The 22,664-nt window shown below is 44.6% G+C and carries 16 protein-coding genes; 9 read left to right on the forward strand and 7 right to left on the reverse strand.

The window, feature by feature from the left end; translation table 11 throughout:
- Window positions 1-51 precede the first annotated feature (51 nt).
- From LZZ85_RS25280 to radA, 4 genes are all read right to left on the reverse strand, one after another.
- Window positions 52-570 carry a glutathione peroxidase gene (locus LZZ85_RS25280; RefSeq protein WP_237876436.1) on the reverse strand — a complete coding sequence of 173 codons (519 nt, stop codon included), beginning with the start codon at window positions 568-570 and terminating at the stop codon, window positions 52-54.
- Between the two features lie 135 nt (window positions 571-705).
- Window positions 706-2,115, reverse strand: a complete 1,410-nt coding sequence (locus LZZ85_RS25285) for a hypothetical protein (RefSeq protein WP_237876438.1) — start codon at window positions 2,113-2,115, stop codon at window positions 706-708.
- Between the two features lie 72 nt (window positions 2,116-2,187).
- Complete coding sequence (locus tag LZZ85_RS25290) at window positions 2,188-2,583, reverse strand: ComF family protein (RefSeq protein WP_237876439.1); 396 nt, start codon at window positions 2,581-2,583, stop codon at window positions 2,188-2,190.
- 377 nt (window positions 2,584-2,960) lie between these two features.
- Complete coding sequence (radA, locus tag LZZ85_RS25295) at window positions 2,961-4,349, reverse strand: DNA repair protein RadA (protein WP_237876440.1); 1,389 nt, start codon at window positions 4,347-4,349, stop codon at window positions 2,961-2,963.
- A 465-nt stretch (window positions 4,350-4,814) separates the two neighbouring features.
- Here radA and LZZ85_RS25300 point away from each other — a divergent pair, with 465 nt between their 5' ends.
- The 4 genes from LZZ85_RS25300 (at window position 4,815) to LZZ85_RS25315 (ending at window position 12,835) form a co-directional block, all read left to right on the forward strand.
- Window positions 4,815-5,510 (forward strand): zinc metallopeptidase, encoded by a 696-nt coding sequence (locus tag LZZ85_RS25300; protein WP_237876441.1) that lies wholly within the window; start codon window positions 4,815-4,817, stop codon window positions 5,508-5,510.
- Between the two features lie 158 nt (window positions 5,511-5,668).
- Window positions 5,669-8,749 (forward strand): SusC/RagA family TonB-linked outer membrane protein, encoded by a 3,081-nt coding sequence (locus tag LZZ85_RS25305; protein ID WP_237876442.1) that lies wholly within the window; start codon window positions 5,669-5,671, stop codon window positions 8,747-8,749.
- 17 nt (window positions 8,750-8,766) lie between these two features.
- Window positions 8,767-10,122 carry a RagB/SusD family nutrient uptake outer membrane protein gene (locus tag LZZ85_RS25310; protein WP_237876443.1) on the forward strand — a complete coding sequence of 452 codons (1,356 nt, stop codon included), beginning with the start codon at window positions 8,767-8,769 and terminating at the stop codon, window positions 10,120-10,122.
- A 184-nt stretch (window positions 10,123-10,306) separates the two neighbouring features.
- Window positions 10,307-12,835: a M14 family metallopeptidase gene (locus tag LZZ85_RS25315; RefSeq protein WP_237876445.1), complete on the forward strand. Its 2,529-nt coding sequence runs from the start codon at window positions 10,307-10,309 to the stop codon at window positions 12,833-12,835.
- A 90-nt stretch (window positions 12,836-12,925) separates the two neighbouring features.
- Here the strand turns inward: LZZ85_RS25315 and LZZ85_RS25320 are convergent, their stop codons facing one another.
- From LZZ85_RS25320 to LZZ85_RS25335, 3 genes are all read right to left on the reverse strand, one after another.
- Window positions 12,926-14,479 carry an Rne/Rng family ribonuclease gene (locus tag LZZ85_RS25320; protein WP_237876446.1) on the reverse strand — a complete coding sequence of 518 codons (1,554 nt, stop codon included), beginning with the start codon at window positions 14,477-14,479 and terminating at the stop codon, window positions 12,926-12,928.
- A gap of 515 nt (window positions 14,480-14,994) precedes the next feature.
- Window positions 14,995-15,867: a tetratricopeptide repeat protein gene (locus LZZ85_RS25330; protein WP_237876448.1), complete on the reverse strand. Its 873-nt coding sequence runs from the start codon at window positions 15,865-15,867 to the stop codon at window positions 14,995-14,997.
- A 168-nt stretch (window positions 15,868-16,035) separates the two neighbouring features.
- Complete coding sequence (locus LZZ85_RS25335; protein WP_237876450.1) at window positions 16,036-16,356, reverse strand: HU family DNA-binding protein; 321 nt, start codon at window positions 16,354-16,356, stop codon at window positions 16,036-16,038.
- 142 nt (window positions 16,357-16,498) lie between these two features.
- Here LZZ85_RS25335 and mutY point away from each other — a divergent pair, with 142 nt between their 5' ends.
- The 5 genes from mutY to LZZ85_RS25360 all read left to right on the forward strand — a co-directional run bounded on the left by mutY (window position 16,499) and on the right by LZZ85_RS25360 (window position 22,284).
- On the forward strand, window positions 16,499-17,599 hold the full coding sequence (mutY, locus tag LZZ85_RS25340; RefSeq protein ID WP_237876451.1) for an A/G-specific adenine glycosylase: 1,101 nt from the start codon (window positions 16,499-16,501) through the stop codon (window positions 17,597-17,599).
- Between the two features lie 250 nt (window positions 17,600-17,849).
- Window positions 17,850-18,275: a single-stranded DNA-binding protein gene (locus tag LZZ85_RS25345; protein ID WP_237876452.1), complete on the forward strand. Its 426-nt coding sequence runs from the start codon at window positions 17,850-17,852 to the stop codon at window positions 18,273-18,275.
- Window positions 18,276-18,342: 67 nt separating this feature from the next.
- A complete protein-coding gene (gldE, locus tag LZZ85_RS25350) occupies window positions 18,343-19,689 on the forward strand; it encodes a gliding motility-associated protein GldE (RefSeq protein ID WP_237876453.1) in 1,347 nt (448 codons plus the stop codon).
- 17 nt (window positions 19,690-19,706) lie between these two features.
- Window positions 19,707-20,300, forward strand: coding sequence for a gliding motility lipoprotein GldD (gene gldD / locus LZZ85_RS25355; protein WP_237876454.1), 594 nt, complete (start codon window positions 19,707-19,709; stop codon window positions 20,298-20,300).
- 199 nt (window positions 20,301-20,499) lie between these two features.
- Window positions 20,500-22,284, forward strand: coding sequence for a tetratricopeptide repeat protein (locus LZZ85_RS25360; RefSeq protein WP_237876456.1), 1,785 nt, complete (start codon window positions 20,500-20,502; stop codon window positions 22,282-22,284).
- Window positions 22,285-22,664 lie beyond the last annotated feature (380 nt).

Raw genomic sequence — 22,664 nt, forward strand, 5'->3', positions numbered from 1 at the left:
CCACCTGTCCGGGCGGGGCTTTAAAAAGTATGTGTTAAGGCGTCGTATCGTTTAATTCAGGTACTTGATCACTTCTTCACTTGTTGGTTTCACTTTGGGAGCAAATACGGTGATCAGCTCACCTTTTTCATCCACCAGGAATTTGGTGAAGTTCCAGGTGATCGGGTCTTTGATCCCTTTTTTAGCCGCTTCATCTACAAGGTATTTGAAGATCGGGGCGATATCATCTCCTTTTACCGATACTTTCTCTGCGATCGGGAAGGTCACGCCATAGTTCTTTTTGCAGAACTCCGCGATCTCAACGTTTGTACCTGGTTCCTGCTCTCTGAAATTGTTAGCCGGAAAGCCGATGATCACGAGCTTGTCTTTATGCTTGTCGTAAAGCTCCTGCAGATCTTTATACTGAGGCGTAAGCCCACATTTAGAAGCTGTATTAACGATGAGTATTTTCTTTCCTTTGAAGTCATTGAAATTGATCGTCTTTCCATCGAGCCCCGGTGCTTTGAAGTCGTATATAGGACTTCCGGCAAGCGTTACAGATAACAGCAACGTAAGCAAAAGTGTTTTCATAATTATTTGTGTTAGAGTTGAATAATACTAATGAAGAATAAAGTTAAGCCAAAGTAGTTTAATCTGGTCATGCAGAGCGGAGGCCTGGTAAAATGGTTTACTTTTTATTTTGTGAGTTCGTTAAGCCCCTGTTGTTTAGCGTTCAAAACAGCCAAGATCAGGCAGTATTGCCGGTCTAGCCTTACCGTCAAGATCTGTAAGAATGCCTGCGGCGAGACCTTTACCAAGGGCGGGAGATTCTGCTTTTAAACGGAAATTGTAATACCGGGTGCCGGTATTAGTGCTGTCAAACAGCGGGTTCTGATCGTTGATCATTTGATTGAGCGTAACATTTGCGGGAGGATTCATCACCTTCCAGAGATTGTGATCAAAAGTAACATTGAAAGGCGTGGAGCCTGTACGGGTGACCACTACTTCGTTATCAACCAATCCACCTTCGCCCCAGAAAATGCAGTTTCTGAAGGAAGCCTGCAATGCCGCTGTCGTGTTGGCAACGCTATTTGACACGGACAACACCGGTTCTTTATGATTGATAAATGTGCTGGAGTAAGTGGCTGCTGTACAGTGGGTGAACTGATACGTGCCGCCGCCGGAAAGCGAAATATTACGCCCGCAGTTGCTGATAAGACAATTGGTAGCAATAATGCTCGAATTTGTTGCAAGGATACCCGCATCAAACACATTATCGATCACACATTCACTCAGCCTCAATTTCGGATTGCCATTCAGCGAAGGCGCTTCAACGATCAGGGCCTGGTATGCGTTTTTGATAACTGTATATCTCAATGAGTTATTAACGCTTAATGGCGTGAAATAAATTCCTGGCCAGCTTGCAGGAAAATCCCTGTAAGGAGCATCCAGGCGATCTCCGGAAAAATATACCCTGTCCGCTGTATCTTTTTCCCCGTGTGTGATCAATGAGCCTTCCACTACAACCGGCGCATCGGCATGCAGGTAAACCCTGCAACCTTTGTTGAGTGTCAGACTCACTCCTTCATTAACATACAGAAAGCCCTGTATCACGTAAGGAAGATCATTCGTCCATGTTTCGTTTGCAGTGACTGTTGTGTTTCGCAGGAAATGCGCATTCTGCCCCCAGCTTTCCAGTTGGACAAACCTTTCATTCCCGTTAAAGACAACCTGAATGCTATCCTGTATCACAAATGGAAGATTTGCGGCAGAGGGATTTACTGTAACCTGAACGAAAACGTACAGACTGTCATTTGCTGCCAGTTCAATATTACTTGCTTCAGATACCGCCGCTCCGTCAATATTAATGCGGAATGCAGAGTTATTCCCACCCATCAGGCGGACGGTACTTAATTTCAATTTCTGATCATTCTCATTAACGATCTTGAATGATTGCGTCACAGAGCCCACACTGGTAAACACTGTATCAAATCTCAATGTATCTGTGCTAAAGGTCACACGCGCATCCGGAGAAGTATTAAATCCACTTTTACTACACGAGCACAACAGCATTATGATCGCGCTGAAGGCAACCACGCATGGCCGCATTAAAATTGACCGGAAGGGTGTTTTCATTCCCCCAAATCTAAGAGTTTAAAAGAGAAAAAAGAGGAATGGGAAAATGATCGAAGCCTCTTTTGCACTTAACTAAGTTTTGGCAGCGTACCCAAGGGATGCAATGCTCAACTGTACGTTTTCGCCTTTTAGAAGCTCAGAGCCGCAGGCTTCGAGTGTGGCACCGGTCGTGATCACATCATCGACGAGGAGCACATGTTTATGTCTTACCTCGGACGGTTGGTGGAGATGGAACCGCCCTTCCATATTCTGCCATCTTTCGATCCGGTTTTTACGAGTTTGGGTTTCGGTGGCTTCATGCCTTATAATTGCGTTATGCAGGATCGGGAGTTGCAGCTTTTCGGCAATCCCTTCGCAAAGAAGCGTTGCCTGGTTATAGCCACGTAGTTTTTGTTTGACAGGATGCAGGGGTAATGGTATAAGTGCATCAACAAAATGCCAGTTGGCTGCAAGAAGGGATTCGCCCATAAGGCGTCCAAGTTGCAAACCCAGGTCTGGCTGGTTTTTGTATTTGAGCTAATGCATGAGCCGCTGCAGGAGCGATTGCGGCGTGAAATAATATTGAGCCATGCCGCATGTAACCGGTATCCGTCCCCAGAACTTCTTTTCTATAGGATTGTCTGACCGGGAACTAAAATTTGTTGAAGGCAGTTCATCGATACAGCGGAGGCAGAGCAGGGAATCTTTATTTATTATGTCAGTTCCGCATCCGCTGCAAATGTGCGGAAACAGGAAATGAAGCAGTGATTCTGAAATCGTTTTCACAAGAGACATATTATAATGTTTTAGCGATGAAAGGAAAGCTACCGGTATGCATAGGCTTTGCATACCGGAAACCCTTGCCGCTAGAACAGGAAAGCATACACTTCGTCTACCCGCCCCATCGGAATTATTTCAATATTGAACTTCTGTTTGGCAGTTGCCTGGCGTAGTGCCTGGTTGTATTTTGAGACAATGATCTTTTCAAATCCAAGCTTTTCTGCTTCGGCAATACGTTGCTCGATCCTGTTCACTGCCCTGATCTCCCCGCTCAGGCCAACCTCACCAGCAAAACAGATCTGCTGCGGCAGCGGCACATCTTCATAAGAGGATAAGAGCGCGCACAGTACAGCCAGGTCGATCGAAGGGTCTTCGATTTTCAATCCGCCGGCGATATTTAGAAATACGTCTTTCATCCCAAAATGAAAGCCACCACGCTTTTCGAGTACGGCAAGAAGTAGTTGCAGACGACGGAGATCAAAGCCACTGACGGTTCGCTGAGGAGTGCCATACACAGATTGTGTTACAAGCGCCTGCACTTCGATCAGTAAAGGGCGCATGCCTTCGATAGTGGCAGCAATACCGATCCCACTGAGATGATCCTCTTTTTGAGTGATGAGGATCTCACTTGGATTTGTTACGGCGCGCATGCCGCCATCCGTCATTTCATAAATGCCTAATTCGGCGGTGCTTCCAAACCGGTTTTTCAACGTGCGTAATATCCTGTAAGCATAATGCCTGTCTCCCTCAAACTGCAATACCGTGTCAACCATATGTTCGAGGATCTTCGGGCCGGCAATGCTTCCATCTTTTGTGATATGACCGATCAGGAAAACTGGCGTATTGGTCTCCTTGGCAAATCGCTGTAGCTCGGCAGTGCATTCCCTGATCTGTGATACAGATCCCGGTGAGGAGTCGATAAAAGGAGATTGCAGCGTTTGGACGGAATCAACGATGACCAGCTGTGGCTTTAACTTTTTTATTTCCTGGAAGATGACCTGAGTTGATGTTTCTGTAAGCAGGAAGAAGTTTTCTTTTGACCTGTGCATCTCCTTAATGCGATCCGCGCGCATTTTTATTTGCTGATCACTTTCTTCTCCGCTGATATAAAGGACGGTATTATTTTCAAGCGATAGACCGATTTGAAGAAAGAGCGTAGACTTGCCGATACCTGGCTCACCCGCGATCAGGACAATGCTTCCTGGCACAATGCCACCACCCAGTACACGGTTAAGTTCAACATCAGGAGTTAATAACCTTTTTTCTTCAGAAGTTTTAACCTCATGCAACGCGATCGTTTTTTGTATCCGCTTTTCATCCTGGAAATCTTTCCAATCATTTTTTGCCTTGGTTTCTTTTTGTACCAATTCTTCAACAAATGTATTCCACTGTCCACATGAAGGACACTGTCCAACCCATTTAACACTTTCATATCCGCAGTTTTGGCAGAAGAAAGCAGTTTTAACTTTACTCATGCGCTAAAGGTAAATGACAACGCGGATTGTTGGTTGTGTTAAAGATCAGAATAGCGTGTTTAAATTCTGTTGGCAGCGTAGAAAAAAACGAAGAAAAAGTGAGGAAAAGATCGGAGATTATACCAATGTAAAAGGGGCCAATCTCATGACTGACCCCCTTACTTACTAACCCATTAAATTCTATTGCTAAGTTACAATTCTGGCTAACATTTCAAAATAAAATTTTGCTCCTGTGCATAACTTGAAGAGGCTTTTAAAGCGTGTCAGTTCCATTTTTTATTTTCAAAAAAAAGGCTTTAATTTGTTGTAATTCATATATTTACGAATATTATATGAATTGGCCTCTATACGGCGGACTGTTGCTCAAAAAAACTTTGAGGTGACAAAAAGGCCGAATTTTTCAGAGTGATCCAAGTGGCCGTAAGTTTGTTATATTAGGATAGAAATTCAAAAAAAATAACCAGCATGACACCAGGAATTTTGATCGTTTCGCTGATCTTTTTAGGGATCAGTATGCTTGTCTCAATGGTATTGAAAAACAAGTTCAAAAAGTATAGTAAAGTGCGTCTTTCTTCGGGCCTGACGGGCAGGGAAGTGGCTGAAAAAATGCTCCGGGAAAACGGCATTTTCGACGTAAAAGTGGTTTCTGTTGACGGATTTCTTTCCGATCACTATAATCCCGCCAATAAAACGGTGAACCTGAGCCCCGATGTGTACAATGGGACCAGTGTTTCAGCCGCGGCGGTAGCTGCCCATGAATGCGGGCACGCTGTTCAGCATGCAACAGCTTATACCTGGTTGACTTTCAGGAGCAAATTGGTTCCGGTAGTACAGATCAGCTCGTCTCTGGTCAACATCATTTTAATGATCGGCGTGTTCATGGCGGTCTCCGGTAACAACCCCACAGTTCTGTTGATCGGGATCATCCTGATGTCTGTGACCGTTCTTTTCTCATTAATCACACTTCCTGTGGAGTTTGATGCAAGTAACCGGGCACTTGCCTGGCTGGACCGCACAAATATTACCAATAATACAGAATACCCCCAGGCGAAAGATGCATTGAAATGGGCGGCAACTACCTATGTTGTTGCGGCTTTTGCGGCGGTGGTAACACTCGTGCAGTATATATTAATATATATGGGTAGCCGGGATAGAAACTAATTAAATTTAAAATTTATATGTCTATTGACCCCAGATGAGTATCATCTGGGGTCTTTTTTTGTCAGTTGGTTTGGAAATAGTCTAAATTAGATGTTGTGATTTTGTTAAAATGGCCTTAAAAGGTCATATATTTAAATCAATAATCTAAACTAACTGACATGAGACACCTAAAACTGCTGTTTTTGGTAGCAATGTTGTTTTGCTGCCACTTGGCCTGGTCTCAGGCGAAGACTATTACGGGAAAAGTTACTGATTCGAAGGATGGTTCCGCATTGCCTGGCGTTTCGGTAACGGTAAAGGGTGCAAGAACTGGCACTGTAACTGATGCAGACGGCAACTACAGTGTTCTTCTCCCTGACAAACTCTCTACTATTGTATTTTCTTCACTTGGATTCGAAACCCAGGAGATTGTTGTGAAGGAAACTACGGTGAATGTTTCTATGGGCTCGGGTGAGTCCAAAAGCCTGAATGAAGTTGTTGTAGTAGGATATGGTACCAACTCGCGCCGTGAAGTCACTGGAAATATCGCACGCGTCAAAGGTGCTGAAGTGCAGGGCCTGCCTGTTCCAAACTTGTCGCAGGCATTACAGGGAAGGGCTGCCGGCGTATTTGTAGAATCTCAGAATGGCAAAGTGGGAGACGGTATTAAGGTAAGAATAAGAGGAGGCGTTTCAATCAGTGGAAATAATAACCCGTTATATGTGGTGGATGGTGTGCCGATGGTTGATGGAACCCTTTATGGAAGCGGTACTGCGGATATTAATTTCGACGATGTTGAATCTTTCGATATTCTCAAAGATGCATCTGCTGCAGCAATCTACGGGAGCCGTGCTTCAAACGGTGTGGTGCTGATCACTACAAAACGTGGTAAAGCGGGCAAAACAAGATTTACGGTCAATTCTCAATATGGATGGAACAGTCCGACAAACGACAACCGGGGTTTCCTGAATGCCGCAGAATACGTTGAATACTTTAGAACAGCTGCGATCAATGCCGGTAAATATCACTTTAACAGAGCTGGCAACTGGCGCAACTATGCTTCAGAGCAGGCCGCCATCAATGATATGATCACTTACGTGGAAGGTCGCTTTACACGTTACAGCGGTGGTGCTGACTGGAGAAATAATGCTGTAGATAACGACTGGGAAAAACAGGCTTTCCAAAAAGCAAATACAGGACAGGTAGAGATTGGTGCGCAGGGTGGTAATGACAAAACAAAATTCTATATCAGTGGATTCTTCAATACCCAGGACGGTATTCTTGTCGGTAACAAATTTGGACGCTCTGGTGTCAGGGCAAATATTGACAACGAAGTGAATAAATGGCTGAAGCTTGGCTTGAACCTTTCGATCACGAAGATCAGCCGCGACCGTGTCCCTGATGACAACCAGTTCACAACTCCCATGCAGATCGTAGCTCTCGCGCCGATCACTCCGACACGCAATGCCGCCGGTGTATTGAATAACACTCCGACTACAACATACTATAACCCGCTTCTTGATTTCGAGTATGGACGCTGGAAACTTGAATCATGGCGTAACCAGGGTAAGATCTTCGCGGATGTGAACCTTACAAAAGGCCTTGTTTTCCATTCCGAGTTTGGTGTTGATCTGACCAACCAGGATGAAGACCGTTATTGGGGTCCGCAGACACTGACCGGCAATGTTAGCCCCGATGTCAAAGGCGTTGCAAGAAACCAGTGGTTCCGCAGTAACAGATGGGTGGTGAACAACTACCTCAACTACCAGAACGTGTTTGCTGAAAAACATAAGTTCGATGCAACCCTGGGAATGAGCTATGAAAGCACAAAGAATACGTATACTTATGTAGAGGGTCAGGGCTTTGCAGATGAAGCATTGCAGACAGTAACAAGTGCATCTGAGATCACGGGTGGTAGTGGTGACTATAATCAGGATAACCTCGTCTCTTATTTCGGACGTGTTAACTATACATTTGATCAAAAGATCATCGTTGGCCTGAATGCACGTGTCGATGGTTCTGCCCGTTTTGGTAAGGATAATCGCTACGGATTCTTCCCGGCCGCATCTCTTGGCTGGGTAATGACGGAAAGCGAATTTATGAGTGGTGCCACCTGGTTAAGCTTTCTGAAGCCAAAAGTCAGTTATGGTATTACCGGTAACAATGCGATCTCTCTTTATCAATCGGCAGCTTCTTATAATCCCACGTCCTATGCGAGACTCCCGGGATTTGCCGTTGGAAATCCGGGTAACCCGCAGCTGAAATGGGAAACAACAAGTCAGCTCGATGCTGGTGTTGAATTTGGCTTCTTCAATAATCGCTTGACCGGTGAATTTGATTACTATATCAAAAAGACAAAAGACCTTCTTTACAACCGCCCTGTAACAAGTATCTCTGGTGTGACTTCCCTGTTATCTAACATCGGAGAAATGGAGAACAAAGGTGTTGAACTCGTACTGAACTCAACAAACATTGCATCGAAAGATTTCCGCTGGACGACGAGCCTGAACATCGCGAAGAACAAGAACAAAGTGCTGAAGCTTGATGGGGAACAAACCGTGATCAGGGGTGATGCGCGTTTCGCCAACTCTATCGTTGTGGGTCAACCGATCGGCATTTTTTATGGTGTGAAGTATGCTGGTGTTGATCCGGCAAACGGAGATCCAATCTACTATCTTGCTGATGGCAAAACCACTACTAACGATTACAGTCTTGCAGGTACTGATTTCATTATCGGAGATCCTAACCCAGACTGGATCGGTGGGTTGAACAATACTTTTTCCTATAAAGGGTTCGAGTTCTCTTTCCTTTTCCAGGGAGTGCTTGGTAACCAGGTTCAGGACGGAGCAGGCGGATTTATGAGTGCGTCTGCGGATTGGTTTGATAACCAGACAAGAGATCAGTTGAATGCATGGAAACAACCAGGAGACATCACGATGGTTCCTGAGGCGCGTTTGAACAGGTTCGGCGATTTTGCCAGCCCGCAGATAAGCAGCCGCTATGTATACAATGCATCTTACCTGCGCTTGAAAACTGTTACATTCGGTTATTCGCTGCCAAAGAATATCCTCAACAAACTGCAGCTGAGCAATGCACGTGTTTTTGTAAGCGGTGTGAATCTTTTAACGCTTACATCTTACCCTGGATGGGATCCTGAAGTAAATACAGATTACAGATCGGGTAACGTAAACCAGGGTAGTGATTTTTATGCTGCGCCTCAGATCAAATCAGTAGTTGTAGGCCTGACAGTTGGATTCTAACCTCAAAAAATCAAGAAATGAAAAAAGCACTTTTATATACAACAACATTTATACTGGCGGCGGGTATCTTCAGTTGCGGAAAAAAACTGGATCTTGTAAACCCGCAATCAATTGATGCAGGAGTGATCTTCACAACAGATAGCCGCGTTAAAGGGGTTCTTGTCGGAACATACGCAGTGGCGGGGTCCAGTTCACTCCTTGGCGGTGACGCTATCTGGATGAGCGAGCTTATGGCTAGTGATGGCGAGCTTAACTGGGTTGGAACATTTCCTGATCCAAAACAGATCTGGGGAAAGGTGATCCTGGTTAATAATAGCTACGTGCGGGCAAATTATCAGCAAAGTTATATTACCATCTTCAACTGCAATAACATTCTTGCAAACCTGAGTGTCGTTAACACTGCAGATAAAGCGCGTGTGGAAGGAGAAGCAAAATTTCTTCGTGGGCTTGCTTACTTCAACCTGATCACTTTCTTTGGAGAGAAGCCATATTCTTTTGGTAATACAGCATTGAAAGGAGTGCCGCTTGTTCTGGATCCAAGGCCTGCCGACCCGCTGTCTATCGACAATTTCGTAGAACGTGCCACAATTGAACAGGTGTATACGCAGATCATAAAAGACTTTACCGAAGCAGAGACATTGCTTCCTGCAAAAAATGGTTTCTATGCAAATAAACCCTCAGCGTCTCTTGCGCTGGCGAGAGTTTATCTCCAGCAAGGCAAGTTTGCCGAAGCTCGTGATGCGGCAAACAGGTGTATTGGAACCGCTACAACCAATGGCTTCGCCCTGGTTGGTGATTATGAAGATGAGTTCAACACAGATGTAAACACTACTGAAGATCTTTTTTCCATGCAGGTAAATACACAGGGAGGATCAAACTCCTGCTTTACCTTTTTCAGTACTACCACATATGGTGCACGTGATGGTGATATCCAGGTAACGGACAAGCATCTTGCTAAATATGCGCCTAATGATCTGAGGCTTGACCTTTTCTTCGAGGAAGTTAATACGTTCTACTGTGGAAAATGGAGAGATGCTTACAAGAACGTAAAAGTTCTGCGGCTTGCCGAGGCTTACCTGATCCGTGCGGAAGGCAATGTTCGCCTCGGAACAGCTGTAGGCGCTACAGTTTCCAGTGACCTCCATCAGACAAGGGGCAGGGCCGGGCTGCTGCCGCTCGCCGCGCCAACCCTAAGCGATGTGCTGGCTGAACGTGAAAAAGAACTGGCTTTCGAAGGCCAGGGGCTGCTCGATGTAAAGCGTCTTAAACTGACCACTGATGCTCTGCCTTATGATGATAACAAAATGGTGTTCCCTATTCCTCAACGTGAAACCAACCTTTATAACGTTGGTCAGAACCCTGGCTACTTCTAAGGTTTTTTTGAATATGCATAAGCTATTGGGCTGGCGAAATGCCGGCCCAATCTCGTAATTTGAGATATCCTTCGCGGATGTATCGATTAATGAGATATATTAGTGATCGCTAAACCGCACATAATTTTTGCCTGGAACCTTATCTTCTGAAGACTGCTAAAAAACTCTATATAATAAGAACACTATGCATAAAAGGATCTTACTTCTTGTGAGCGCAGTTTCATTGTCGCTGTTTTCATTCGCTCAATTAAAATCTCCCGAAGCCTACCTCGGCTATAAGATCGGAACACGCTATACGCCGCACTGGCGTGTGGTAAGCTATTATCAGTACGTGGCGCAAACACTGCCCGCAAACGTAAAGCTTGTTCAGTATGGTGAAACCAATGAACACCGTCCGCTATATACTGCTTTTATTTCATCTCCGGAGAACATATCCAACCTGGAGAATATCCGTATGAACAACCTCCGGCTTGCAAATCTTTCAAAAGATAAAGCAATGCCATCCGAGAATGGTGCTCCGGCGATTGTCTGGCTAAGCTATAACGTGCATGGGAACGAAACTTCTTCTTCGGAGGCGGGTCTCCTGACCATTTTCGCACTGGCCGACCCGAACAATGCACAATCAAAAGAATGGTTGAAGAATACCGTGGTGATCATGGATCCCTGTGTGAATCCTGATGGACGTGACCGCTATGTCAACTGGTTCAATTCGATCGTGGGCGCACAATACAATCCCCGTCTTGATTCAAGAGAGCACAGGGAGCCATGGCCGGGTGGAAGATCGAATCATTACAACTTTGACCTGAACCGTGACTGGGCCTGGCAGACTCAGATCGAAAGTCAGCAACGTATAAAACTATATAATCAATGGATGCCACAGGTGCACGTCGATTTTCATGAGCAGTCGATCAATTCGCCTTACTACTTTGCCCCGGCAGCTCAGCCTTATCACGATGCGATCACAAAATGGCAGCGTGATTTCCAGGTCACTATCGGAAAGAATCATGCAAAGTATTTTGACAGGAACAACTGGCTTTATTTTACGAAGGAAGTGTTTGACCTCTTCTATCCATCTTACGGAGATACCTATCCGATCTATAACGGAGCGATCGGCATGACGTATGAACAAGGTGGTGGGGGATCGAGCGGCCTGGGTTCTGATACCGACGAAGGTGATACGCTTACCTTGTATGATCGTGCTATGCATCACTTCACTACATCATTAAGCACGGTTGAGATCAGCTCTCTTAACGCAACAAATCTGCTCAAAGAATACCGCAAGTTCTTCAATGATGCAGTATCGGCGGCAAATTCAGAATACAAGTCTTATGTGATCAAGAACAAGCCTGAAGATAAAGAGCGCATCAGCGCATTGCTGACATTGCTGGATAAGAATGGCATACAATATAATACCGGTTCCGGGGCCGGCCGTGGTTACAGTTATCATTCAGGAAAGGAAGAAGCATTTTCTATTGGTCAGGGTGATATTGTGATCAGTGCTGCACAGCCGAGATCTACGATGGTACGTTTATTATTTGAGCCGCAATCGAAGCTGGTTGATTCTGCTACCTATGATATCACAGCCTGGTCAATGCCTTATGCGTATGGCCTTACAGCGTTTGCCAGTAAAACGGCTGTTGTTGCAGGCGGTGCGTTTTCAAAAGATTCAGTAAAGAACAGCACTGCGGATAGCTATGGCTATGTGATCCCATGGCTGGGTGTATCATCTGCGAGAGCAATTGGTCAGCTGATGAGTGCAGGAATTAAAATGCGTTTTTCGGAATCTCCGTTCGAAGTAAGTGGTAAGTCATTTGCAAGAGGAGCAGTGATCGTACTTAAAAAAGGGAATGAAAAGTTCGGCAATTCACTTTGGAGCGAGGTGGCAAAAATCTGCGACCAGAATAATGTTGCCATGCAGCCTGTTAGTACAGGCTTTGTTGATAAAGGGTATGATTTCGGGAGTGGTAAAGTTCATCCGATGAAAGCTGTTAAAGTAGCAATGCTTACAGGTGATGGCGTAAGCTCTTTGGGTGCCGGAGAGGTTTGGCATTTCTTCGAAAAGGAATTGCGCTATCCGGTTACGCTGATCAACGCAGCTGATATCAGCCGGGCAAAATGGAGTGATATAGATGTGCTGATCATGCCTGAAGGAAACTATCGTTTTCTTTCGGACAAGGGTAGTGCTGAGCAGTTTGTTCTCTGGGTCCGCAATGGCGGCCGTGTGGTTGCGCTTGAATCAGCAGCAGGTCAATTGTCCCGCCAGGATTGGAGCGTGATTGCCGTAAAAAAAGAGGATAAAGACAGTTCCGGAAAAAAAGATCCGTATGCTGCTTTGAAACTGTTCAATGACCGCGACAGGGATGGCATCGAAAACACAACACCCGGTTCTATTTTCCGTGTTGATGTTGACAGCTCTCATCCCCTGATGTATGGCTATCCAAGTTATTACTACACCCTGAAAATGGATGACGTATTATATGAATTCACAAAAGATGGCGCCGGATGGAATGCGGGTGTTATAAAGAAAGACAACCAGCTTGCAGGCTTTGTTGGTTATAAATTAAAAAAGAAACTGAAAGATGGTTTATTGTTTGCTACGCAGGACCTCGGAAGAGGATCAGTTACTTACCTCACAGACGACGTCTTATTCCGCAACTTCTGGGAAAATGGCAAGCTGATGTTCTGCAATGCCGTGTTCATGGTCGGGCAGTGATTAATTAAAAAGTAAAAATTAAAAAATTACCCTGATACCGGAGGTTTAAATCCGGCCAGGGTAATTTTTTAATTTTTACTTTTTAATTTGCTAAAGCTTGATTTCTTCATCATGCTGATCAAAGAATTTGTATTCTGTCAGATGATAGGCGGTATCCGCTTCTACACGTGTTTTCTGGCCGAACTTCTTTTTCCATTTGGCCATTTTGGTTGACCATGGCCAGCCTTTTGTGAGATAAGCGTACATGATGGGGTTAACCACCAGCTTAAGGTTTTTATGTTTGTGGGTGATGAGATAGTTAAGGTTCTTTTCTATTTCATCCTCCAGCAGCAGGGTTGAGGTGATCTTTCCTGTGCCGTTACAGCTTGGGCAAATTTCCTGCGTATTGATATTTACTTCAGGCTTCATACGCTGACGCGTGATCTGCATGATGCCGAATTTGGAGATGGGGAGTACGGCATGTTTAGCTCTGTCCGGACTCATGAATTCTTCCATTTTCTCCATCAGCTTCCGTTTGTTCTCCGGAAGTTTCATATCAATGAAGTCGACAACGATGATACCGCCCAGATCTCTCAGTCGAAGCTGGCGTGCGATCTCGTCTGCGGCTTCCAGGTTTGTTTCCAGGGCGTTCTGCTCCTGGTTATTGCTTACGCTTTTGTAACCACTGTTCACATCGATCACATGAAGGGCTTCAGTGTGTTCGATGATCAGATAAGCTCCGCTGTTAAGATTAACGGTTTTGCCAAACGAGGATTTCACCTGTTTGGTAATACCAAATGAATCGAAGATGGTTGCGCCATTCTGATAGTAGGAAACGATATCAACTTTCTCCGGCGCGATGCGCTGGATATAGTTTTTTGTATCGTTAAATATAGTGCGGTCGTTTACAACGATCTTGTTGAAATCTGCGTTCAGCAGATCGCGCAGGATGCTGTTCGTTTTTGTTTGCTCGCTGAGAACTTTTGCAGGAGCAACAGCGCCTTTCAGATTTTTCTGAATGGTCTTCCACATTTCTACCAGCGCAGAAAGGTCTTCATGCAATTCTGCGGTATTCTTCCCTTCAGCAGCGGTACGCACGATCACACCAAAGTTTTTTGGCTTGATCGCTTCCACTATCTTCTGCAGTCTTTTTCTTTCTTCAGAAGAATGGATCTTACGGCTTACTGCCACGATGTTATTGAAGGGGGTGATGACGACGAAGCGACCGGGAAGGGAGATCTCGCAGCTGAGACGGGGCCCTTTGGCCGCAATAGGTTCTTTCAGGATCTGAACCAGGATGTTTGGCTTACCGCCAAGCACTTCATTGATCTTACCCGTTTTGATGATCTCGGCTTCGTTCTCGAACTTGCCGAAATCAGCACCATTTTCCGATTTATCGTTAACGGTGAGGTTGGTAAATTTCAATAAAGACTTTGCGTAAGGGCTCAGATCTGTGTAGTGAAGGAATGCATCTTTTTCGAATCCGACTTCTACGAAGGCGGCATTCAGGCCCGGGATCAGTTTTTTGACTTTTCCAAGGTAAAGGTCTCCCACGGCAAAACGTGCATCGCTTTTTTCGCTGTGCAGTTCTACCAATTTCCTGTCTTCCAGCAAGGCAATCTCTACGCCCTGCGGGGCTGCATTAATAATGAGTTCTTTGTTCATTACAGCTTACATAATATGAATCACCTTTAGTGCTGTAAATACCGGTTGCCGGCAAATGCGTACATGGATGCAGGAGGGAGGGTTTTGCAGCAGGTCGATGGGAGTGCAAACTAGTACGTACGAGAAGCAACCAGTTAACTGAAAAGGTAGAATCAATATGACTCACAGAGCTGGCTATTTATGAAGGTAGACCCTATCACGGCGTACCGGAATAGGGTCTACATAGCTTAACTCTATGTAAAGTCAATTACTTGTTTCTCTTTTTGTGACGGTTCTTTCTCAGTCTTTTTTTACGCTTGTGCGTCGCAATTTTATGACGCTTTCTTTTCTTACCACAAGGCATACTCAAATAATTTTTAAATACAGTTTATAAAAATGAGGTTTGAAAGTTCAACTCCAGTTTAAAGGTTTTAAAGTTTAACCGTTTTAAAGTTTTAGCGTTAGTAATCAACATTTAAACTTTTAAACATTTGAACTCTTAAACTATTGCACTTTCGACATTTGAACTTTGAAACTTATTTACTCAATTCGGCAATCCTTTTTTCGATCTCTTTCCTGACGTCCTGCCGTGTGACGTATTTCAGACTTCCCTGATACCATTCAGCTGCTTTCTTCTTTTCCTTCATTCTGTCATACAAATCTGCCAGCATTAAAATAGCATCAAGGTTATCGGGCTGGATCCTGTTCACTGTCATTAAACGGGACACAGCCTTGTCTAATTGTCCGGATATTATTGCTCCACGAGCCAGCGTCATCTGTGCGTACACATTCGTGCTGTCTTTCTGTTCTACTTCTCTGATCCACTTCAGGCCCTCCATCGGGTTTTCGGAAAGACCTCCAAAAATGAGGGTTGCTCCAAGTCCGACTTTAGACGAATCACTATCCGGGTTCAACTTCAAAGACCTCTCAAACAAATCTTTGGCCTGCACTGCGGCCCATTGACGTAGACCGGGATTTTCCTCCTGTTGCAGGTTTTCCAAAAATAAGTGGGCTGCAAAGGTGAGGCTTTTTTCTGAATTTTCCAATCTTGCTGCTTCCGCCTCATACCAGGCATATGGCTGAAAAAAACCAATACTGTCTACCCAGAAATGCGAAAGCTGATGGTAAACCCTGAGTTGCTGTGTTTTAACATCACCTCTGGTGATAGAATTCTCTAACAGATTCAGTCTGGTTACCTGCTCTGGCGTAAGCTGTTGTTTGGCAAAATGTAGGATGGAGTCAGTTGAAACAGCAGCAGTTGCAGCACTTCCATGATCATGTCCATCATGCTCATCATGTGCAGCAGCAACAGGCGTTTCACTTTTGGTGGGCACTGTGCGGCCAAATAAATATATACCTGCCACCAGAACAGTGGCTATTGCGATAGTGATCCATTGCGGTTTCTTCACATCTTTACAATTTGGTGGGCGAAGTTACCGACATGGAACGTATCCGGGATGATAAAGTTCAGCGTATTAAGTAAAAAGTAAAAATTCAAAAGTAAAAAGTCAAAACTGATAGAGAATTTTTGACTTTTGAATTTTTACTTTGAAACGGCATTAAACCCAATACGAGGATTAAACACCATCATCTCCAGGACCTTCATCAGGCTTTGGCTCTTTCAACTTCTTAACTTCTGCAACAAACTCTTTAGCAGGTTTGAACGCAGGAATGTAATGCTCAGGAATATGCACAGCAATATTCTTTTTAATATTACGGCCTATCTTGGCAGCGCGCTTTTTTGTAATGAAACTTCCAAATCCACGGATGTAAATATTCTCACCACCGGCGAGAGTATCTTTCACTTCCTTGAACATAGTTTCCAGTGTTACAAGAACATCCACTTTGGGGATACCTGTTTTCTCAGATATCTGATTAACGAGATCTGCTTTTCTCATTTTATCTGGGTTTAATGGTTTCTTTTTATGCCAAATTATAACAAAATAATATGATTGTCAACAGGATAGGCAAAAATTTTACCAAAAATTTCCTTTTCTGATCCCGAAAATGCCGGATATTTAGGTCCGGGACCACCCAAACATGAAAAAAACAGCTAAAAAGAGGCCTACAGACGAGTTTTCGACCCTGCTGCTGAAGTGGAATAAGGAAAAGAATACCCGGGACATGCCCTGGAAAGGCGAAAAAGACCCCTACAGGATCTGGCTCAGCGAGATCATCCTCCAGCAGACCCGGGTTGAGCAGGGACTTGCCTATTACGAAAGATTCATCGCGAAATTTCCAACCATCAAAGATCTCGCAGCAGCTCCGGATACAACTGTATTCAAACTGTGGGAAGGACTTGGCTATTACTCCCGTTGCAGAAATCTTCTGGTAACAGCACGATATATCTCCAGTGACCTTAATGGTGTCTTTCCCGATACGTATGATGATATCAGGGCGCTCAAAGGAATAGGGCCATACACTGCATCAGCAATTTCTTCATTTGCGTATAATCTTCCGCATGCAGTTGTTGACGGCAACGTATTCCGTGTTCTTTCACGCATATTCGGCATATTGACACCGATCGATTCGACAGAAGGAAAAAAATATTTTACGGAACTTGCCGATGAACTGCTCGATAAGAAGAACCCCGGATTGTATAACCAGGCGATCATGGATTTTGGCGCCGTCGTTTGCAAGCCAGCACTGCCTCTTTGCCCAACATGTGTATACAATAAAGACTGTTATGCTTACCTGGAACATAAGGTGAATGAGCTGCCGGTCAAAGAAAAAAAGACGAGTATAAAAAAGCGTTGGTTTTATTATCTCCTGATCGAACACAAGGGCAAACTGGCGATCAGGCAAAGAACCGGAAAAGATATCTGGAATCAACTGTATGAATTCCCTGTTATTGAAACAACAGCAGAACAGGAAACAGCTGCTTTGATCGATATGGCGGAACAACAGGAATGGATAATCCCCGATAAGTACTCGTTGTCGTTTGTTTCTCCATTGTTCAAACAACAATTATCGCATCAGTTGATCGCCGGAAGATTTATTTCTATCAAAGCGGATAGATCGGGAAAGCTGCCGGCAGGAGCTGCATGGGTTTCAAAAAAAGAAATGGCGGAGTATCCGTTCCCAAAGTTCATCAACCAGTTCCTGGAAAAAAGGGACGCTATTGATCAGACGCTGTTTTGAAGAACCATTCACACAGGAGAGCATCGTAAAGAACCACGGATGGCCACAAGGAACATAAAGAGAGCTTAGCACCCATTTCTGGTGGTCAGCGTCCTTGGTGATTCTCTTTCCCGGGATCGATTAGATTCCGATTAAGTGTAGACGAAACCGACCCGGTCCTGGAGATTGGCACATTTTTCCATTCCATATAAAAAAATTAACTTTAGAGTAAAGGCCGGAAGGTTCTAAAAATCAGATAAAAAGAAATCGTATGAGAGGAGTAAATAGGGTGATGCTGATCGGCAACCTGGGTAAAGACCCGGACGTACAATTCCTGGAAGGTAATATCGCTGTTGCGAAATTTCCCCTTGCAACAACAGAAACATTCAAAGACAGATCAGGAAAGCTGGTATCACAAACGGAATGGCATACAGTTGTTTTATGGCGCGGTCTTGCCGAACTGGCCCAGAAATATCTTCACAAGAGCAGCCTTGTTTACATCGAAGGGCGTCTTCGGACCCGCAGCTGGGAAGATAAGGACGGAAACAGGAAGTTTGCCACGGAAGTCGTTGGTGATAACCTGATAATGCTGGATAAACGGATGGAAGGATCGTCGAATCACGGCGAAAGCGGCATCGAAAACCTGGGAAATCACGATAGTTCACTTGGAGACCCCTCAGAAAACCTTCCCTTTTAGTTTAAAGTAATACTTTTGCGGAACAGGCATTTGCCTGTATAATCATTCAACCGAAAAAAACACTGCATTGGAGAGTCATTCGGCCATTCAATTACTTTGCAAATTCCCAGCCCATATTTTCCTTGTTGCTAATACCCAGGGGATCACCCTTATGGTCATCCTGCTGGTGGCATTACTTTTACTGACATTTACGATCTCCGGCGCCGAAGTAGCAATCTTTTCGCTGAATGATAAGGATATAAATATGCTGAAAACGAAACAGCATCCGGCTGCAAGGCGCATCATCAACTTTCTGGATGAGCCAAAAGAGGTTTTCGCCTCGCTGCTGATCGCCAGTATTTTTATCAATATCTCCATAATCGTACTAACAAACTTCCTGATCGGGCACTTCATCTCTTTTCAGCATATTCATTTTATTCTGGAATTATTATCCAAAGTACTTGTGATCACTTTCGTACTTGTATTCTTTGGGGAAGTACTTCCGAAAGTGTGGGCTACTCAAAACAATCTTCGTTTTGCTTATGGATCTGCCATTGTTGTGGAAGCCGTACATCTTCTTCTTCGACGCATCAGTAAGTGGGCCGTATCTTTTGCAGACTCCATCGGGAGAAAACTCGGAGCAAACAAATCTGAGGCGGTCAATATGCAGGAACTGGATGATGCCATCGACATAAAAACTGATGAGGAAGCGTCGCAGGAGGAAAAGAATATCATGAAAGGGATCGTGAAATTTGGATCGATCACTGTTAAGCAGATCATGAGAAGCCGTCTTGAAGTGAATGGCATCAGTCATAGCGCGACATTTGACGATCTGATCAGTAAAGTGGAAGAACTTCATTATTCAAGACTACCCGTTTACAAAGGAAGCATGGACGAAGTGGTTGGTATTATCAATACAAAAGATCTGGTCGCGTCCCTGCAGCAGCCGGCAAGTTTTGATTGGCACGGGCTGATGCGTCAGCCTTATTTCGTTCCGGAATCCAAGCTGATCTCTGATCTGCTTAGAGATTTCCAATCACGTCATATTCATTTTGCAGTAGTGGTGGACGAATTTGGCGGGACCAGCGGCATTGTGACCATGGAAGACGTGATGGAAGAAGTGATCGGAGAGATAAGGGACGAATTTGATGAAGAAGAAAGCCATGATAAAAAGATCGATGACAATAACTACATATTTGAAGGCAAGACGATGATTCATGACGTATGCAAAGTGATGCACCTCCCTATCGATGTATTTGACGATGTTCGTGGTGACAGTGAATCGCTTGGCGGACTGGTACTCGAAATGGCCGGAGAGTTTCCCGCCGTCAATGATGTGGTGACCAGCGGTGATTTTGACTTTACCGTTCTGGAAGCAGATAATGTAAGGGTCAAGCTGATCAAAGTAACCGTTAACAATAACAGGAAAGCCTGAACAAGCAAACCAAACTAATGCGTAATTATTTCTTTTTACTTCTCGGTTGTGCGCTGTGTACCACATTCCTGTTATCCTGCAACAGCCCTTACACATACAAGAAGAAAGGTTATTTCAATATCACGTTCCCGGAAAAAAAATATCAAACGTTTGATGAGCCGGGCTACCCCTATACATTTGAATATCCGGTATATGCCACGGTTGCAAAAGACACCTCTTTTTTTGATACAAAAGCCGGTGACTGGTGGATCAATATAGATTTTCCCCGTTTCAATGGCAGGATCTACATCAGCTACAAAGGTGTTACTCCAAAGAATTTTGATTCACTGGTTAATGATGGTTTCAAGATGGCCTATAAACAACATACCGATATTGCTACCGGAATCGAAGACAGTGCCATCAATACGCCGTCCGGTGTTGAAGGCATCTACTTCTCCCTGAAAGGAAACACGGCAACGGCTAACCAGTTCTTCGTAACAGATAGTACCCGTCATTTTCTGCGAGGAGCCTTGTATTATAATGCCGCGCCAAACGAAGACTCTTTAAGTATTGTAAACGACTTTCTCAAACAGGACCTTAAGCACCTGATCAATACGCTTCGCTGGAGATAGCCTTACTGATCCGCGCTGATTTGATCTTAACTATGTTTCTGCTAAACGTGCAGGAACCTCCGTCAGACTATTTACAGAGATCTCCTGATCGTTGTTTCGCATCCGGGAAGCCCGTTATAGCACTGTTGTAAACTTTACAGGCGCCTCTCCTTATGGTTTCATAAAATCGCCCTATCTTGACCCCGCAACCATACTTGATATGAGATACCTGGTGTTATCCCTGATTTTTTTACTGATTTTCACTTCAGCACACGCTCAGCAGGCAGCCGCTGTCGATTCGATGAAAAGAGAGCTGGCAAAAGCCAAGACGACAGAAGACAAAATATACTGGCTTGACTTCCTGTCCCGCACCCTGATGAACGTCGACCTGAAACAGGCTGATGATTATGGTCAGCAACTGATCGATGTTGCTGAAGAGTCCCGCGACCGGAAATTGATGATCAGGGCCTATACGTCCAATGGCGTAAGATGCTCCTACCAACCAGGCAATACAGAATATGTAAAACGATCGATCGGTTTCTACGACAAGGCGCTGGCTATTGCCCGTCAGAATAAAATGGATGACAAGACTGCCGGCATTCTCCTCCGGCTAAGTCATATCTACCTTGCAGTTCCTGATAACGACAAAGCCCTGAATCTTGCCAACCAGGGATTCTCCCTTGTATCTACATTGAACAATGACTCACTGAAAGCTGAAGCTTACAACCTGTATGGCGATGTTTATATTTCAAGAAATGAAAAGATCATCGCATTGCGGAATTACTTTACCGCTGCACGTATTGCAGAGCAATTGAAGATACCGGTCCTTGAGAGAAGCAGCATGATCAACCTGTCTGTGTTCTACAGCAGTGTCGGCGACTTTGACCAGGCCATCGATTACTATATGAAAGCAAACAAAAAGCTTTCATCGATGAAAGAGAAAAATACGCCTTACGTCAACGCGATGGATCAGAATTATATAGGGAACCTGTACGCGCAGAAAGGGAACCACGATATGGCGATCAAGTATTTCAGAAAATCGGTGCAGATAGCCGATTCCCTCAAATTCACTACGCTGAAAGTTCCCGGGTATTCAAGTCTGCTGAATGAATACCTGCGGATGAATGAGCCTCAAAAGGCCCTGGAATATTTCAATTCAGCTGAAGGGATTGAACTGAAGCAATACCTCGCAAATTTCGGATTCAGTGGTGAGGTGGATAAGGGGTATGGTTATATTTATCACCAGCTTCGCCAGTACGATTCAGCAAAGATCTATTTCGAAAGAGCAGCGCCCTATTATGAAAAGACCGCCAGCGATTTTTCAAAAGCAACTTTCTTTTCTCAATTTGCCGATTATTATTCACAGATCAACCAGCTGGATAAGGCTATTGAACTCTTCAGGAAAGCAAGGGAATCCGCTGATAAGGTGGGACAGCTGGAGGTTTCAAAAAAAGCTGTGCAGAGCCTGGATTCTTTATACAGAAGAAAGGGTGATTATCAGCAGGCAAGTGTTTATAACAGTATTTACCATCAATATAAAGACAGTTTAGAGACTGTCAACAAAGAGAAAGAGATCAGCCAGGTAGAGATTGCAGAAGAACAACAGCGCGAAGCGCAACTGGAAAAAGAACGACTTGAATTAAAAAGAAAGCGTTACAATATCCAGTACCTGGCGATCACCATCGGCATTGCCACTTTATTGATCGTGCTGGTGATGATGGGTATGTTCAAAGTATCTGCCGCGACGATCAAGATGATCGGATTCTTTACCTTCCTGATGTTCTTCGAGTTCATCTTTCTCATATTCAAGAAAAATATTGCTTATATCACCGAAGGAGAACCCTGGAAAGATCTCATGTTCATGATCGCGCTGGCGGCGCTGCTATTGCCGTTGCACCATTGGGTGGAGCACAAAGTAATACATTATCTCACTTCTCATAACAGGCTGACTTCGTCAGGGAAAACGCTGATGGACAAGTTCAAAAGAAGAAGGACAGAAGTTTAAATTGACTGGCCCCGGAATGTTATCCGGGGCCAGTTAGTTTAAGCTTATGCCCTTTCTTTAAGGAGATTAGGGTTGAAGGAACTGTTTGCATTTTGCCGGGCGGGCAAGGGCGCTATTTTTCGACGGGAGGTCGAAAGACTCTGTTTACTTTTTTTGCCTTGATGCAAAAAAAGTAACAAAAAAAGATCAAGGCTGGGAAAAACTGGCTAAAAATGGGAGGATGTCACCTGCACCAAAAAAACTCGCCCGTCCAGGTTTAGGATTGATTGGCGTGTTGGGCTCAAACAGTTTTTGGCGCCTTCGCACACCTTAGGTGTGGCTCAGACGGTGCCAGCCTCCCATTTTCTTAACGCCATTTTTTCCAAGGCCGGGGGCGTTGA

It is taken from the genome of Terrimonas ginsenosidimutans (assembly GCF_022012415.1).
Taxonomy (GTDB): domain Bacteria; phylum Bacteroidota; class Bacteroidia; order Chitinophagales; family Chitinophagaceae; genus Terrimonas_A; species Terrimonas_A ginsenosidimutans.